Below are 16,863 nucleotides of genomic sequence, written 5' to 3'. Positions count from 1 at the left end.
TTTTCTACCCAATGCGAACGAGACAGGTAGTTTATAAAAAAGCCGCCATCTTTTTTATTGCCGGCTTTCTTAACTTTTAAATCTTAGCTGAATAAATATTCAAGGTCTTCTCTTGTAAGATTTTTTACAAAACCTGCATCATCTGTTATCAGGTCTGCTGCTAAAGCCTTTTTCTTTTCCTGCAATTTTAAAATTTTATCTTCGACAGTATCCTTACAAATCATTCTGTAAGCAAAGATGTTTTTTGTTTGACCAATACGGTGGGTTCTGTCAATTGCCTGTTGCTCCACTGCAGGGTTCCACCAGGGATCTACTATATACACATAATCCGCTGCCGTAAGGTTTAGACCTACACCACCGGCTTTTAGTGATATAAGAAAAACACGACAGGTTTCATCGTTCTGAAAACCTTGTATAGCCTTTTCTCTGTCAATAGCAGTAGTACTGCCATCAAAATATTCATATTTGATTCCCATTTCTTCAAGCCTTTGCCTGATTAAAGCAAGCATTCCTAGAAATTGAGAAAAAATAAGTGCTTTATGATCGCTTATGTTCTCTGTTATTTCCCTAACCAGCTCATCCAGCTTAATTGAAACATTAGGAAAAGGTTCGTCATCTTTCATTATTGCAGGGCTGTCGCATATCTGGCGCAGCTTCATCAAACCCTGTAGAATAGTTAATTGCGATTTGCCGATCCCCTGGTTCTCAACCACGCCCAGAATTTTATCTCTGAAGTCATTTCGGAAAGCTTCATAAATTTTACGTTGCTCATCTCCCATTTCACAAAACAGGATCATTTCTGTTTTATCAGGCAAATCTTTCGCAACCTGTTCTTTCGTTCTGCGCAAAATAAAAGGAAACAACAATCTTCTTAAATGCTCTTTCTGCTCTTGTTCTCCGAATTTGTCAATGGGAACAGCGAACTCCTGTTTAAAAAATTCCATAGTACCTAACATACCTGGATTTAAAAAATTCATCTGAGCAAAAATGTCAAAAGTGTTGTTTTGCAAAGGAGTACCGCTTAAGCATAACCGGCTTTTCGCCTTTAAAAGACTTGCCGCTTTTGTTACTTTGCTTGAAGGGTTTTTAATTGCCTGGCTTTCATCAAGAATGATATAATCAAAATCAGGCTCAACAAAAGATTTAATATCGCTCCTTAATGTTCCATAGGTTGTAATAATAATATCTACCTCTGGTTTTGCAACCCGGCTTTTGTCCCTAATACCTCCGTGATGTATATAGTAAGTAAGCGAATGGGTAAACTTTTTAATTTCATTCTCCCAGTTGTACATTAAAGTGGTTGGGCAAACAACCAGCGCTTTTAAAGCGCCCTTACTCTCTTTTATATGTTGTATGAATGAAAGCGCCTGGATAGTTTTACCAAGGCCCATGTCGTCCGCAAGAATGCCTCCCCATTTCACTTCGTGCAAATAATTTAACCACTGAAAGCCCGACTCCTGGTAGGGTCTCAATATCGATTTAAGATGTTGCGGTGCTTCGATCGGTTCAATGTTCTTAAACTCCTTTAGTTTGTCGTAACGTTCTTCAAGCTGAAAAAACAATTCTTCTTCGTCACGATTCTCGTACAGTTCTTCAATTACGCTAAAATGGTAACGGCTTAGCTTCATCTTTTCGCTTTTACCCTCGCCAATTCTAAATAGCAATGAATATTTTTTTATCCATTCTTCAGGTAGAATTCCTAAAGATCCGTCCTGTAACTGTACAAACTGTTGCTTGTTACCCAGCGCTTTCTTTACATCCGCTACCGTTATCTTTTGTTCACCAAAAAATATTTCAACTTTAGCATCGAACCAGTCTGTGTGGCTGCTGATGTAGATTTTAGTAGATGGCTTTGAAGTATTAAACCTGAAATTCTTCAGTGCCTCAAATCCAAACACCGGAATTTCTAATTCCTTCATTGCATCTATAAAAAGAAAAAACCAGTTGTTCTTTAAAACTTCGGCGCCTTTTAATACAAGATTATCAGATTCATCAGGACGAATAAACTGAGAGTGAAGGCTTTCTATCTTACTAACCAACGCCTTCTCATCCTCCATGTTCCGTTGAATAACCAATAATTTGTCTTGCTGCGGAATTATTATTTTTTCTTTATCCGATGGTTTTACTTCATAGCCTTTGTAAACAAAAAGGGGCTGAAACATTAAGTAGTCTCCCTTCTCTTTCAACATCAGCTTTACTTCGGGCTTCAAATCCTTTATATCTTCCCGCTTAACATTATTGAATTGTACGTTGTAGTCTTTGGCGAGTGGCAAAACCATGTCCTGCAGTTTTTGACTCCAGTCTTTTTCTTCTATTCGTACTTTACCAAGAGGTAAAAATTTTTCTACCAGCAACACATCGTTTGGCCTTTCGTAGAGGAACAACGTTTCGTTGTGCAAAAAAAGAAGAGGAGAACTTATTTCACTTTCTGTTAATGGAACTTCGATGTGATTTAGCTTAACAAAGCATTGTACATCATAATAATCTTTATGGTAGGTAATATTGAAATTTAATATAGCAGGATCTTCACTTAAATGAATTTTTTGAAGATTAGCAGTAGTAAATGCCTTGCGCTGAGGTAACAGGAAACTAAAATGTGGGCTGGCATCAGTAAAAAGCTTCTTAAAACGTGGTTGCAGAAATTCTACAATCAGTCTTCGTGTTTCTTCCGGCAGTTCGTCGTTATGTTGCTGTACTATATTCTCCCAAATACCACTAAAGGGGGAATTTCGGTTAAGGTAGCGGGTAATCTCCGATGGTTGAAACTTTCGTAATTGCTGTACCAGCATTTTGTCATCATCACTGAAAACCTCGGTATTGATAAACTTATTAAGATCAAGCTTTTCAGATTTATTAGCAAATGCATTTCTCTCCTCGTTTGGTTCACCTTGTACACCTTCTACCTGCACAAATGGATACTGCTCGCTTGTTTCTATAAATACAAGACCCAACTGCATCGGTGCTGGTTTGGCTGTTTCTTCCTCAACCTCTATGTCGGCTACAGGTGCATACTCAGGTCTTTTTTGCAGGGCAATGGTAGGTGGGGCAATCCGCTTTATTGATGAGTCAAGAACGCGTAGAAAAGGCTTTCCATCTTTATAAGCAAATTCAAACTTGCCTTTTAAATTGTCGTTTAGTGAAAAGCCATACGCTTCAAGCAATTTGTTTTTTTCTTTATCCCAGTTGCGAATGCTGTCAAAATAGCTTACTCCATACCTTGATAGCAACTGCACGAGCACAATTGTTTTATGAATACACAAAGGATGTTTATCATCGCTATCGCAATTGCAGCTGGTATCAAAGTTTCTCTCTTCATTTTTTTGAATCAGGACTTTGTATTTCTCTTTATCCTTTTCAACTTCTGCCTTTACACGCTCGTCTTTTGCTTCAATTATGTTGGCTTTATTATTTCTTAAATATTCTTCTGCTTCAGTATAAGATTGAGGAGAAGTTAGCAGCCGGATCATTTTTAAATCAAGTTGCTTCATTTTTACAACCGTATGCTTCTGATCGTACAAAAGATCTTTTTCATCCAGCATGTTTCTATCCAGCAACTCTTGCAACTGAAACAAAGCAGCAGATTCATGACGACAAATTTCGCCAAGATTGTATGGACAGCTACAACGAAGAGATAGTGTTGGGGCTTCTTTAAATTTATTGATTAGTACCTTATAGTAGGTGGAATATATGTCGTCTTTTACCCTAAAAGTTACAGCAGCCATTAGGTCGTCGTAGTCCATCAGTTCTACATTACCAATTGCGTGTATCTTTTTTCCCCGTCGGATTACTTCGTCTGTTCCGTTGTTATATATATGTTTGATCAGGTGCGGTAAAGCCATGAATAGTTATTGTAGTTTCAATTGACAATTGCTGTACGATCTCTCACCAATTCTTCCTGTTCCGCAACTGCCAACCGTCTTTTGTGTTCAAAAAAAGGCAATTCACAAAAGTAACGTAAAGCGTCGAGGTACCCGTATCAAAAAGAAACGTGTAAATGAAATGTTTGTTAAGAAAAATAACTTTTAATGATTGAAGTAATGCAAGGAAATTGAGGGGCAGTTGAAGACACTAAGGAGTGGAAGCATCGTTTGGTGGCAGGAAGTATTTTGACCGCAGAAAGGAAAAAGCATAGTAGTGCAGGAGTAAATAGTAAATTCTTACCTTTTTAGTATAAGCATCAAATCCTCAAATCTTCATCAACTTTTCGGGGGTACTCCCAGTAATAATAATGCAAGTAGATTTCAAAGTGCAGTTATAAAGTAATTCACCAGGCCTTGCAATTAAAATCTGGATGTTCAAAAACAGTATTTTGTCAAATTGAAAAGAGACAAGTATTGTATTACAATGGTGACGAGGTAAGTTGTAAGCCAGGATTGCGGCTACATAAATGGGTGATGAAATTGTGCCAGCAATGGCGAAAAGAAGAAGATTGAAGCTTCCTTATTGGCCGATGATCGCTGCTAGAATTTTTACTTTGGATATTCGTACGCTACCAATTCTCCGTTTTTAAAAATGGGCAAAACATTAGCAATATCATTGGTAATGCAATAGTGAAGATCTTTTTGTAAACCATAGGCGGCAAGCCGATGCCAGTGAGTTGTATTTTGTATAAACTTATAGAGGTTATTCTCGTGCAGTCTATAAATCTGTTGCGCCATTAAACTGGCGTCGTCATGTATAATGAAACGTTCCTTTACGCGGTCAATAACAGCACCGGCAAATAAGGTGTCTTCGAGGTTTACCATGTCTTTCCATCCCGAGCAGCCCAATACCACATTTTTGTTCTCGTTTACCAGGTATTCGCATACTGCGCTCAAATTAGTAAACGAGCCGGTTACAACTTCAGCACACCCTTTTGCAAAAGCCATATGGAGCAATTTAGTTCCATTGGTGGTAGTTAATACAAGCGTTTTGCCTTCGATAAATGATCTTGGATACTCTGCAGGAGAGTTACCATACTGTAAGCCTTCGATTACCTTGCCTTCGCGTTCGCCTGCTGTAACAGCGTTAGGAATTTGACTGCCTAATCTTTTGCAATCATCCACCGCTGCAACGGGAATAACCTTTTCCGCCCCATTGTATAGTGCAGTGGAAATAGTAGATGTAGCACGAAAAACATCAATAATTACAACTATAGCATCTGTCAGGTTAGTTAAGTGAAGCAAGGCAGGAGATAAGGATGTAAACAGCGTCGGCTTTTTATTCATATCGGCAAATATAAAACTGATATGAGTGTAATGAACTCAACTATGTTTTTAATAACATCAGAAAGTAGATTGTTTTTAATGGAGAGAAGGAATTGGGTTCTTCGCCGGTTTCCAATATGTAATGTAAATGCTCCGGAATACGATGAGAAAACGCCCACCCTTTCTTTTTTTTAACCTGCAAGCAAAATTGAAGTATTAAAAATGCCGAATAAAAAAATTATGGTACAAGTGAGTGACACAACGATGTTGCAAAGAGTGCTGGCCCTTGTACCATAATTTCAATTCGCTTTTTCAATTACTTTCTTGAGAAAACCAATAACTCATTTGCCTGCACTTCCGTTACATACTTTTTATTCCCCTCTTTATCTGTAAAACTTCGATTAACTAATCTGCCATCAATCAAAACTTCCATGCCTTTTAAGAAAAGCTTTTCTGCTATTTCAGCTGTCTTCCCCCACGCTACCACATTGTGCCATTGGGTTTCTGTCACCTTTTCGCCTTTAGCATTGGTGTAGGTCTCATTTGTAGCAATATTGATGCGTGCTAGTTTCCTTCCGCCTTCCATTGTTTTGATCTCGGGGTTTGCGCCTAGATGTCCGATCAGTTGTACTTTGTTCTTCATCTTGTTTGTTTTTATAGTTTTAAAATTTAAGACCCTAATAACTTGACAAGACAAAGATGAATGACAGTGTAAGCGGTAGTAGGTTATTACTCATTTACATCCGCATATAATTGCTTTTAACCGTTTGAAAACGGATAATTAAATAGTAGTTTTATTTATGCCTTAGAACATAGGAATGTTTGTATGGAAACAAATGAAAAAAAATGCAACGAATGCAATAAAACGCTTAAAGGCAGAGCCGATAAGAAGTTTTGTGATGACTTATGCAGAAACAGCTACAATAACAAACTCAATAGCGACACAAATGGCTATGTCAGAAACATCAATAATATTTTAAGAAAGAACCGTAGGATTCTGGAAGAAACACTTTCAGCAACCGAGGAAATGGCTAAAATACCAAGGCATAAAATGATGGAGAAAGGTTTCCAGTTCAAATATTTTACTCACACCTACACCAACAAAAAAGGTAACATGTACTATTTCTGTTACGAATACGGTTACTTGTTGCTGGAGGGTGACTGGGTATTGATTGTAAAAAGAAAGGAATTGGGAGTGTAAGTACTATCTAGAAAAATTATTTAACGGGTACTCCTTTGTATTTGATTTCTACGTTTGCAACGCCGGCATTTACCATATCGAGTTTTTTAGCTGCTCTTTTACTTAGATCAATCATCCGTCCTTTTACGAACGGGCCTCTATCGTTGACACGAACTTTCACTGTTCTTCCATTTGCCAGGTTTGTAACGGTTACTTTAGTTCCGAAAGGAAGTGTACGATGTGCTGCGGTCTTTTTTCTTTGTTTAAAGATTTCTCCATTAGAGGTTTGCCTGCCGTCAAACTTGTCTGCATAAAAAGAGGCCTTTCCGGATTCTACTATTTTAGGAGAACAGGAAACAAGAAGCATTATTAAAGCAGCACCCATTAGCCTTACCACCATTTAGCAAAATTAGAAGTATGAAAAAGCGATAACGTAAAAGTGGATTAATAATGTTGGTTCGTTTTGTAATGCACAACCATTAAAAAAGCCAGAGCAACTAATGCTCCGGCTTTTTTAATATTTATGTTCTAATATTTATACAAAAGGCATTTTAACCACCTTAGCTTCCAGTTGCCGGTCCCTAATTTTTACGAATATTTTTGAGTCTATTGCAGCGTATTCTTTGGCTACATATCCCATGGCAATAGCCTTTCCTAATGACGGAGCCTGGGTGCCACTTGTTACTTCGCCAATCTTTTTTCCGTCTTCACTTAATATCTCATATCCATGACGGGGGATACCTTTCTCAACCATTTCAAGACCCACAAGTTTTCTTCTGATACCTTCAACTTTCTGCTTTTCAAGAATTTCCCTTGCTGTAAAATCTTTAGTAAATTTTGTGATCCATCCCAATCCACCTTCTAAAGGAGTAGTGGTATCGTCTATATCCATTCCGTAGAGGCAGTAGCCCATTTCTAGCCGTAGCGTGTCACGGGCGCCTAAGCCGATGGGCTTTAATCCCTGTGGTGTACCCACTTCAAATATTGCATTCCATATTTTATCTGCATTATCATCTTTGTCTTCAAAATAAATTTCTACACCCCCGCTACCTGTATAACCCGTAGCACTTACCATCACATTGTCTACACCTGCAAATTTTCCTCGTACAAACGTATAATACTTCAAATTCATAATGTCCGTCTCAACAAGAGGTTGCAATATTTTACTTGCGTTCGGTCCTTGTATTGCCAGTAAGCAAGTTTTTTCACTGATATTATGCATCTCAACTCCCTCCGTATTGAACCTGGTTAACCAGTTCCAATCCTTTTCTATGTTCGATGCATTTACTACTATCATGTACACTTTATTTTCTTCAATGCAGTAGATAATAAGGTCATCGACAATGCCCGCATTTTCGTTAGTGAAACAACTGTACTGCGCTTTGCCTGCTGTTAGTTTCGAAGCATCGTTAGTTGTTACCCTTTGAATTAAATCTAAAGCATTCTCTCCTTTTAATATAAACTCACCCATATGGCTTACATCAAATACTCCGGCATTGTTTCTTACAGTAGCATGTTCGTCATTAATGCCGGTATAACTAATGGGCATGTTATATCCTGCAAATTCTGCCATTTTAGCCCCCATTGCCTTATGCTTTTCTGTAAAAGGAGTGTTTTTCATACATGTGGTTTAGGCGGCAAAAATAGGGAAAGAAGCGAAGGTATAAGGTGGAAGGTTTAGTACTTAGGGTCTAAGTTTAAGGGGTTCAGACGTTGTCTTTTTTGAACCAGAGAGACACACAATGACCCACAATGACACGGAGTTACAAAAAGAATGCATTCTTAATATCCCAACAAAGCAAAAAACCGGACTTTTCCAGTTTAGGCTTTCATCCACGGATGCTTCAATAACCTGACGAAACCTTCATTATTTTCATTTGGATAATTCTTGTCGATTCCATGTTAATGTCTTTTGGGGTCAAGTTTCATAAAGGTGCCGGGTACGCAGTACCAGGTAGAAAACACAGCACGCTGTCGGTAAAAGTTAATTAGTAGTGGGGATGAACTTTATGCATGTTTGGATAGACCGTAATCCAACTCAGGCTCTTGTCGAGCCAGAGCTAGGTAAATTAATGTTTGGATGTGAAAATTGAACTGTAATCACGAGTAGGGTCTGAAAGATTATTACAGCATATACCGGCACTTATACCGCCCTTCAGGTTCCAAAAGAAAAGCTTCACAAAGATGTGCCGACGAACGAAATGCGACGCAACGGTGATGCTTCGGGAACTTCCGCTGGTACCAAAAAAAATAATTTCTATTGTATGAATGATACGTTCATGTCGACAAGCTCCATCTAAGACTGGTTGAGTAAATTAGGGATAGCATTCTTCCAACTATTTTCATTCTTTTGCAGCCTGTATGTCGAGCTTTAGTAACATAAAAGAGTTGATTAACACCCTGGCGTGGGCAAGAGAACTGCTGCATGAGATGTTTGAAAAACGGAAGTCGTTCGTTTACAAATACGATCATGCGCTTGAAATTTTGAGCCAGGAGCGAGTGGAAACACTAATAAGTAAAGGCGTTATCAGGAACAATGGTTCATACCTGGAAATGGACGACCAGTTCCAGCTTTTTTTCGAACAGATATTAGAGGTTAACGAAGAGATTAACACTTCATACATTAATGAAAATATTCAGCAGGTAAAACAGCAAATCAACTTTTACCTGCAGGAGAATAATGAAAACCGTAAGTATGCGTACCTGAAACAGGTGAAATCTGCCTTACGAAAAATTGGCCGGATTACCCTACGCAATATTATAGACCTTAACAGGAACATAGAAAATGCATTTAAGGCTGAAGCCAATTATACCATAAAAATTGCGCGACTGGAAGCGTTTGACGAAAAGCGAAGGGTAATTTTTATGTTGATAGAACAGACAGACAGGCTGGTAACAGAAGAAGAACGCACGTTTTTTATATCTGCAACGGACGAGGAACTAAAGCAATTGGTGAACCAACTAAGGCAACAGTTAACAGAGGCTCGCCACAACCTGATAGAGACACAAAAGCAGATCATTGAGTACCTGAACCAGGTAAAATACCACAGCAGCATCATTGAAAAAATTAAGCAGGTTAAGTATCTCAAGGATCAGTTCGAGTTACGTGCGAAGACAAACGTTTTAGAAATATTAAAGGAGAATAATGCGGTGATGTTTGAGCCGAAACCCTCTTATCCGCTCAAACTATCGCTTGATTTTTTACAGACCGACGCCGGACATCAAAGCAAACTAAAAGTGGCGGCCCGCGCAAAACTGTCAAAAGGCAGGGGACTGCCTGTGGCGGAAATGATTGCCGGTGAGTATCTTATTACAGAAACAGAAGATGAAATATTCATTAACCTTGACGAGCTTAAGAACGGCTTCATCGCTTCGGGCACCCACCTGTTCAACTTTATCAATAACTACCGATATCCCCGTTCTGTTAGCTTCGAAGAAAAAATTACCATTTTCTGCCAGATGGTCGGCATTTACGAAAACGAGTTTATTGTTTCGGATAAATATTACCAGGATGAAACGGTGGAATATGCATTGGTTTACCCCAAATAATTAAAGAAATATTTTAGGAAGCGCGGGCGAAAAGCCCGCCAGCCCCCTCAGGGTCATTCCGGAGCACGGGGAGTGACTGACTTCTCGCATTTGTTTGGTGTCGGCGCCAACAACTTCGGGAATAAAGACCGTTTAAAACTATGTGACAAGTAGCAAGCCCGCTTCTTTTTTTATGGTAACTGCTCCTGATCTATTTAATTTTATGGTGAAACACGTAAAGCAAGCTTCAATTCCTCGTTCGTTACAATTAATTCCTAAAAAAGAAAGCTCATTTTATCTCTCAGCTAGAAAAATTACTTTTGCCCCATGAATATGCCCGGGCAAGCGAAAGAGATTTTTGAAAAGATGAGTAAGGGCGATTTTATTTGCTCAAATAGTGTCGAAGACAGCAACAGGAAGCTTTTTAATATTATTGACGACAACTTTGAAGACCTGTATACTTACTTTTCAGCAATAGGTTTTAACCTTGAAAAGGGAGACGAATATTTTTATTTTTCGCGGGATGAGGCAAGAGCGAGCCTTGAAGACAAGATCGAGCAGGTATACCGGTGGATAGATATCCTCGACTTTTTTAAAGCCTTTGATAACGGCTTTAGTTCCGGCTATCGCTTTACAGCCAGCGATATCATCACTCAAATGAAAATGGATGCGAGCCTGAATGACAAATTGCAGGGTATGAAGAAACTAACAGGTGAAGGTACCCAGCGCGAGAAGGTGCAGGCACTGATTGAAAGAGTGAAAAAGTACGGGGTGATAGAGCTTGAAAATGAAATCAACGAACAATACAAGGTTCTTTCTTCTTTTAAGTACCTCGAACAATTAATTATTAGCGTTCATATTTCCGAAGAGGTTAAACATGAGATTTCTTAATAAAGTCGTTTTTATAAACAGCGCAACCATTCGTTATGCCGAAGTGATGGTGAACGGTAATGTACACCTGATAGGTACCCAGGGGGTTGGTAAGAGTACCTTACTGCGGGCAGTGCTATTTTTTTATAATGCTGACACCCTTAAACTGGGTATTAGCAGGGAGAAGAAGAGTTTTGCGGAATATTATTTTCCATACCAGAACTCATACCTGGTATACGAGGTCATGCGCGAAAATGGTGCTTATTGTATTGTTGCAATGAAAAGTCAGGGCAAAGTTTGTTTCCGTTTTATGGATACAGGTTATGACCGAAAGTATTTTTTAAATGATGACGGACTTGCTTTTGATAAGTGGGAAGATAGCCGTCAGACTTTGGATAATGACAAGATCTTCTACAGCAACAAAATTGACCGCTACGAAGACTACAGGAATATACTATATGGCAATAACGATGGCATGAAGCGTGACTTTGCAAGATTCGCCTTGTTGCAGAGCCGGCAGTACCAGAACATTCCAAGAACGATTCAGAACGTGTTTCTCAATTCAAAGCTCGAGGCCGAGTTTATTAAGCAGACCATTATTATGTCGCTGAATGAAGAGGACATTTCGATAGACCTGCAGAGCTATACGCATCACCTGAAAAATTTTGAAGAGCAACTGGCTGACATCCACCAGTATAAGCAAGCTTCGGTACAAAAGCTGGCCGAAAACGTGGTGAAATTGCACCTGGCTATTCGTCACCTGGAAAAGGAAAAGAACCAGCAGGCATTGCAGTTGGCGTGGGCAGCTGCAAATGTTGAACGGCTAATTCCGAAACTGTATGATAAAAAAGAAAAAGGCCAGGCAGATAAAGACAGTCTTAGCCAAAAAGCAGAGGGTGCTGTAACGCGGTTTCGGAATAAGGCAGAAAAAATCCGTGGTGAAATAAGCGTGCTGGACAATGACTTGAAACGTGCAAAAGATAAAGCGGAATACTACAATAAGTTGAATATAGAACAGTTGGTGAATTTGGTAGGGAAGAAGAAGGACCTGGAAGCCGAATTTAACCAGATGACGAAAGAGCGCGAATTGCTGACATCCCAATTTGGTGAGGTATCACAAAAATATACTGCACTGTTGCTGGCCCTCGAGAATGGGCTGAAAGGTTTTGAGCAGGAGAAAAATGGAGAGCGATTACAAGTTCATCAACAGGCGGTTATTGAGGAGAAGGCAGTACGCAAGTGGCTCGACAAAAGCCTGGCGGAAGTGAGACAAAATAATTTGCAGGCTGTAGAACAAGCTAAAGAGGGTTTGGAACAGCAAAAACAGTTGATCGTTACAGAACGGCTGAAAAGAGAAGCCATTAAACATAAACGATTTTTTGAAAATGAAACAACCGCAACCCAACAAAATATTGTTGACCTCGATCTTTCAGTTAAACAGGCAACGCAGCAAATAGGTTACCTGAAAAGCCTGGAGGAAACCCTGAAAAAGCAATGGGAGCTGGATGAGACAGGAGTAAAGCAACAGGCCGAAAGGAAACAGGAGAAATTACAGGATAAGGTGGCAGCTTTAAAGCTTCAAACACAGGAAATAGAGACGAAACTTCAAAACAGTGAAAATTCTTTTTATGGCTGGCTCAACAGAAATCGAAAGGGATGGGAAAATAACATAGGAAAAGTTTGTAGTGAAGCCGTCTTGTTTAGTAGTTCTCTTGAGCCGAAGAATAATGCACCTGCCAACAGCCTTTTTGGCGTTGAACTGGATTTGAACGAGTTGAATGTGCAAGTGAAAACAGTTGCTGAACTAGAGGTGGAAAAGAATAAGTTGGAGCAGGAAATTGCCACAAATCAAAAACAATTGCACGAATTGCAGCTACAGCTGCAGGAGCAACTCGATAAATTACGTCGAAAATACCAGCCGCAGATCAAAGAATGTAAAGACGGCATCATTGAGCAACAATATAAAGCAGAGCAGGATAGCCACCAGTTGCAGCAAGCCCAATTGCAGAAGAAGGACCTGGAGATAAAAGCGGGTGACGAAAAGAAGAAGGCTTTGGCCGAGGTGGACTCAGCCATTGCAGCAGCAAATGAAGCACTGGTAATGGCTGAGCAATCTTTGCGTGAAGTAGAAAATGAAGTTCATAAACAGCTTAAGTCTAAAGAAAGAGAATTTGATAAAAGAGTTGACGCAATTGAGCAAAATGTGACATCAAGGGAACGTTCGGTTGATGCGAGTATAGCCGAATATAGGAGTGAATACGAGGAGCAAAGAGCACAGGTACTTGCTCGCCAGCAAGCTGAGTTGGCGGGTAAAGGGGCAGATACAAAAAGGATCGCAGCGGTTGAGGAGCGGTTAACAGAACTACAGCGAGAACTGCTTCGAATAGAAAAAAACAGGGATATAGTTGCTGAATACAAAAAGGACAAACGCGAGCTGATAGATAAGGCCGATGAATTTAAAAGCCGTAAAGTAAACCTCGAGCAACAATACCACCACGAAGAACAAAAGCACCAGTTGCAAAAAGAAAACTTCAGGCAGGAGGTTCAATTAATAGATGAACGTATAGAACAAATTAAAGAACAATTGCACCTGGCTGAGGAAGATAGTGAAACATTTAATGCATTTTCGGTTACCGAAGCATACGCAAGTATTGATGCAATTTATAAAGAAGAAAAAGATACGTACAGAACGGATAAGCGGAGCAAGACCTTGATAGATGATATTAATCGCGTTTATTATACAGCTATCAAAAGATTGGATGATTTGAAGGAGGCCGTTAACAAATTTCTTGGCAACTTTTCGGAGCGGAATATATTTAATTTCACCACAAGTCTTTCTGACCGGCAACAATACCTGGAGTTTGCCGAACAGTTGAATGAGTTCATCAACAACAGTAAAATTGAAGAATTTGAGAAGCGGGTAAATGAACGCTTTGCAACCATCATTCATTCTGTGGGAAGAGAGACAGGAACACTAATGTCGAAAGGCGGTGAAATTCAAAAAGTGATTGCATCTATTAATAATGACTTTGATAACAAGAATTTCGTTGGTGCAATCAGAAAGATCGAATTACGACTCGATGAAAGTGAAAATAAGGTTGTTCAGTTGTTGTTGCAGATAAAGAAGTTCAACGATGAGCACAGCTTTGATCTTGGAGGAATGAACCTTTTCTCAACCATTGACCAGGACAGTAAAAATAAAAAAGCTTCAGACCTACTAAAGCAGCTGGGCAAAGCAATCGCCGAGTATAAAAAAGAAAGCATTTTGTTATCCGACTCATTTGAGTTGAAGTTCAGGATTGAAGAAAACCAGAATGATACCGGTTGGGTAGAGAAACTTTCGCATGTAGGTTCTGAAGGAACAGATGTGTTGGTAAAGGCAATGATCAATATTATGCTGCTCAACGTTTTTAAAGAAGGGGCATCTAAACGGTTTAAAGATTTCAGGCTGCATTGTATGATGGATGAGATCGGTAAACTGCATCCTAATAATGTAAAAGGAATTTTGCAATTCGCCAACGACAGGAATATAAACCTCATCAATGGCTCGCCAACCGAAACCAATGCAGTGGACTATAAGCATATATACAAACTGGAAAAGGATAGTAGCCGCCATACCAGGATAAAGCGAATCATTACTAATTATGGCATGTCATGAGACTTTCAGCAAGCATAGCAAACAAATTATGGAAGATGATAGAGGAGGGAGCAGCGGTTCCCTCTTCTTCTTTAAAGGATGCTATTGTTGAAAAAATGGTTGACGATGGCGTGCTGCATAAATTACAAAGCGGAAGAACTAAGGCCTTGCTTTATATAAAAGATAAGGCTGCCATTAATGCTTATTTACTCAATCATTTTGGTATCAGTGACCTTGCTGATTACATTGAAAAGCTGGCATCGGCAGAATTAACGCGAAGCGAATCTGTAGTCGTTTCCGGTAATTCGAAACTAAAAAATATTAGAACTTTTAAAGGGTTTTTGGTAAATAGTTATTTAACTGTTGAAGGTACTTTAAACCGAAAGCCCTTTGTTGTTCAACCTGCGGAAGGCAGCTTCACATTCATTTATGATTATGAAAACTTTGCCCCCAATACAACTGTTACCATTGTTGGTATTGAAAACCCGGAGAACTTCAGGAAAATTGCAAATCAACAGTATTTGTTTAAAGACATTCAGCCATTGTTTGTAAGCCGGTATCCGCAAAGTAATGACCTGGTGAAGTGGCTACAAATAGTTCCAAACCACTACTTACATTTTGGAGACCTTGATTTTGCCGGAATGCAGATTTATTTGAACGAGTATAAGCGCCATCTTGGTGAAAAAGCTTCCTTTCTTATTCCTGGTAATGCCGAAGAGCTTTTGCAGAAGTTCGGTAACCGGGATCTGTATTACAAGCAATTGCACCTGGCAAATAATTCGTTCAACGAGAAAGGAATGGAGGCACTGGTGAAGCTTTTTCACAAGTATAAAAAGGTGTTAGAGCAGGAGGTTTTTATACAGGTTGAAAAGTAGTTAGCGGGTTGCCGGGCTTATGCCTGCAGGGTTTTTTGAACCAAAAAGACACAAAGGCAGAATGCTACACAAAGGGATCCATCTTAACCATACCACAAATCCATTCGTCTCCTATTCCACGCTTTAGTTAAAAAAGCAAAACAAATAAGGCCGCACAAAGCTTTGCGGACGAACGAAATGCGACGCAACGATGAATCATTAACTTCCTTCCGCCTGTACCAAAAGAAACAAAAAACCCCTTCGCAAAAGAAGAGGTTTTAAAAACATTTTATTTCACTAAATCTAAATTATTTCCAACATCCTGGTTCTAATTATTCAACATCAACGGCATCACCAACATCAGCAAATCTTCATTTGGCTCACTCTCAGTTGGTTTCAAAATGCCTGCTTTTGTAGAAGTTGCCAATTCAACTTTTACGTCGCTGGTCTCAGCTGCATTTAACATTTCAATTAAGAAACGGGCGTTGAAAGCAATCTGCAGGTCTTCGCCATCGTAGGTGCAATTCATTCTTTCGTTACCCTCAAAACTAAAGTCGATGTCTTGAGCCGCCATTTGGAGTTCGCTTCCGCTAATGCTGAGCGCTACCTGGTTAGTGCTTTTATTACTGAAAACACTTACGCGGCGAAGCGCACCCTGAAAGTCGCCTTTGTTCACCACTAATTTATACGGGTTGTCGGTAGGTATTACCACTTTATAATCAGGAAAACGGGCATCAATCAAACGGCAAATCAACTGGGTAGTACCAAGAGAAACAAACAGGTGATTGCTATTATAGCTAATTGTAAGCAGTTCCTCGTTATCGGGCAGCGCGTTCTTTAAAAGGTTCAGTGGCTTTTTGGGAACAATAAAACTCTCGTTCTTTGGGCACGAAACATCTGTTCTCTTATAACGAACAAGGCGGTGAGCGTCGGTAGCCACAAATTGGATATAATCTTTGCTTAGCTCAAAAAACACCCCTGTCATTGCGGGACGAAGGTCATCGTTGCTAACTGCAAACAGCGTTTTATTGATGGCAGTGACCAAAGCGCTGCTAGGCATGGTGAAAGCGGTGGTGTCGTCAGACCCTGGTTCTTTCGGAAAATTATCGGGGTTCTCTCCCATTACCTTGTACTTACCATTGTCGCTGGTGATTTCGACCGCAAAATTGGTATCAATATTAAAGGTTAACGGTTGGTCGGCAATGTTCTTTAGCGAGTCAATCAGGATTTTAGAAGGAATGCACACTCTTCCGTTCACTTTGCTTTCAACCTCCATTTGCACCCGCATCACTGTTTCCAGGTCGGTTGCCACAATAGATAGTTTTCTGTCTTCTATTTCAAAAAGAAAATCTTCCAGTATTGGTAAAACAGTATTCGAATTAATTACACCGCTTATTTGTTGTAAATGTTTTAATAGCGATGATGACGAAACAATAAACTTCATGCTTTGGTCTGTTTAAAAAAATTGTAGAAAAACAAACCTACAGTAAATAAAGCAATTGCACAAAGTGAGGTTGATCGATCGGGGCCAATGTTGATAAGATTGTATTGGTAGTTTTCAACCTTATGGGGGCAGCGTTTAAAGGGATTTTTTTTATTGCACCGGCA

General features: G+C 39.5%; 11 protein-coding genes. 5 read left to right on the top strand and 6 right to left on the bottom strand.

All coding sequences use genetic code 11. The features are described from left to right. Positions 1–83 precede the first annotated feature (83 nt). The 3 genes from JWR87_RS18050 to ssb all read right to left on the bottom strand — a co-directional run bounded on the left by JWR87_RS18050 (position 84) and on the right by ssb (position 5,829). The gene (locus tag JWR87_RS18050) at positions 84–3,839 is read right to left on the bottom strand and encodes a DEAD/DEAH box helicase (RefSeq protein WP_297822835.1); all 3,756 of its coding nucleotides are present in this window, start codon (positions 3,837–3,839) and stop codon (positions 84–86) included. A gap of 630 nt (positions 3,840–4,469) precedes the next feature. Further along, positions 4,470–5,207, bottom strand: coding sequence for a 2-phosphosulfolactate phosphatase (locus tag JWR87_RS18045; protein WP_297822833.1), 738 nt, complete (start codon positions 5,205–5,207; stop codon positions 4,470–4,472). Between the two features lie 295 nt (positions 5,208–5,502). Beyond that, complete coding sequence (gene ssb, locus JWR87_RS18040) at positions 5,503–5,829, bottom strand: single-stranded DNA-binding protein (protein WP_297822831.1); 327 nt, start codon at positions 5,827–5,829, stop codon at positions 5,503–5,505. 183 nt (positions 5,830–6,012) lie between these two features. Here ssb and JWR87_RS18035 point away from each other — a divergent pair, with 183 nt between their 5' ends. Next, positions 6,013–6,387 carry a hypothetical protein gene (locus JWR87_RS18035; RefSeq protein WP_297822828.1) on the top strand — a complete coding sequence of 125 codons (375 nt, stop codon included), beginning with the start codon at positions 6,013–6,015 and terminating at the stop codon, positions 6,385–6,387. A gap of 16 nt (positions 6,388–6,403) precedes the next feature. On the opposite strand, the gene JWR87_RS18030 is transcribed toward JWR87_RS18035, so the two are convergent. Both JWR87_RS18030 and gcvT read right to left on the bottom strand, forming a co-directional pair. Then, complete coding sequence (locus tag JWR87_RS18030) at positions 6,404–6,766, bottom strand: septal ring lytic transglycosylase RlpA family protein (RefSeq protein WP_297822826.1); 363 nt, start codon at positions 6,764–6,766, stop codon at positions 6,404–6,406. Between the two features lie 135 nt (positions 6,767–6,901). Next, entirely contained in the window at positions 6,902–7,987 is a 1,086-nt protein-coding gene (gene gcvT, locus JWR87_RS18025; RefSeq protein ID WP_297822823.1) for a glycine cleavage system aminomethyltransferase GcvT, read from the bottom strand. 740 nt (positions 7,988–8,727) lie between these two features. Between gcvT and JWR87_RS18020 the strand changes: the two genes are divergently transcribed. From JWR87_RS18020 to JWR87_RS18005, 4 genes are all read left to right on the top strand, one after another. After that, positions 8,728–9,915, top strand: a complete 1,188-nt coding sequence (locus JWR87_RS18020) for a hypothetical protein (protein ID WP_297822821.1) — start codon at positions 8,728–8,730, stop codon at positions 9,913–9,915. Between the two features lie 306 nt (positions 9,916–10,221). Further along, positions 10,222–10,785 (top strand): hypothetical protein, encoded by a 564-nt coding sequence (locus tag JWR87_RS18015; RefSeq protein WP_297822818.1) that lies wholly within the window; start codon positions 10,222–10,224, stop codon positions 10,783–10,785. Further along, the gene (locus JWR87_RS18010; RefSeq protein ID WP_297822815.1) at positions 10,772–14,422 is read left to right on the top strand and encodes an ATP-binding protein; all 3,651 of its coding nucleotides are present in this window, start codon (positions 10,772–10,774) and stop codon (positions 14,420–14,422) included. Before JWR87_RS18015 ends, JWR87_RS18010 begins: the two co-directional genes overlap by 14 nt. Continuing rightward, positions 14,419–15,276: a hypothetical protein gene (locus JWR87_RS18005; RefSeq protein WP_297822812.1), complete on the top strand. Its 858-nt coding sequence runs from the start codon at positions 14,419–14,421 to the stop codon at positions 15,274–15,276. Before JWR87_RS18010 ends, JWR87_RS18005 begins: the two co-directional genes overlap by 4 nt. A gap of 307 nt (positions 15,277–15,583) precedes the next feature. On the opposite strand, the gene dnaN is transcribed toward JWR87_RS18005, so the two are convergent. Continuing rightward, entirely contained in the window at positions 15,584–16,699 is a 1,116-nt protein-coding gene (dnaN, locus tag JWR87_RS18000) for a DNA polymerase III subunit beta (protein ID WP_297822809.1), read from the bottom strand. Between the last annotated feature and the right edge of the window lie 164 nt (positions 16,700–16,863).

Origin of the sequence: Segetibacter sp. (assembly GCF_025963695.1) — a bacterium.
In the GTDB taxonomy this organism is placed as follows: domain Bacteria; phylum Bacteroidota; class Bacteroidia; order Chitinophagales; family Chitinophagaceae; genus Segetibacter.
The sequence above is the reverse complement of the archived record's forward strand: the minus strand, read 5'-3'. Positions and strand labels throughout refer to the sequence as shown.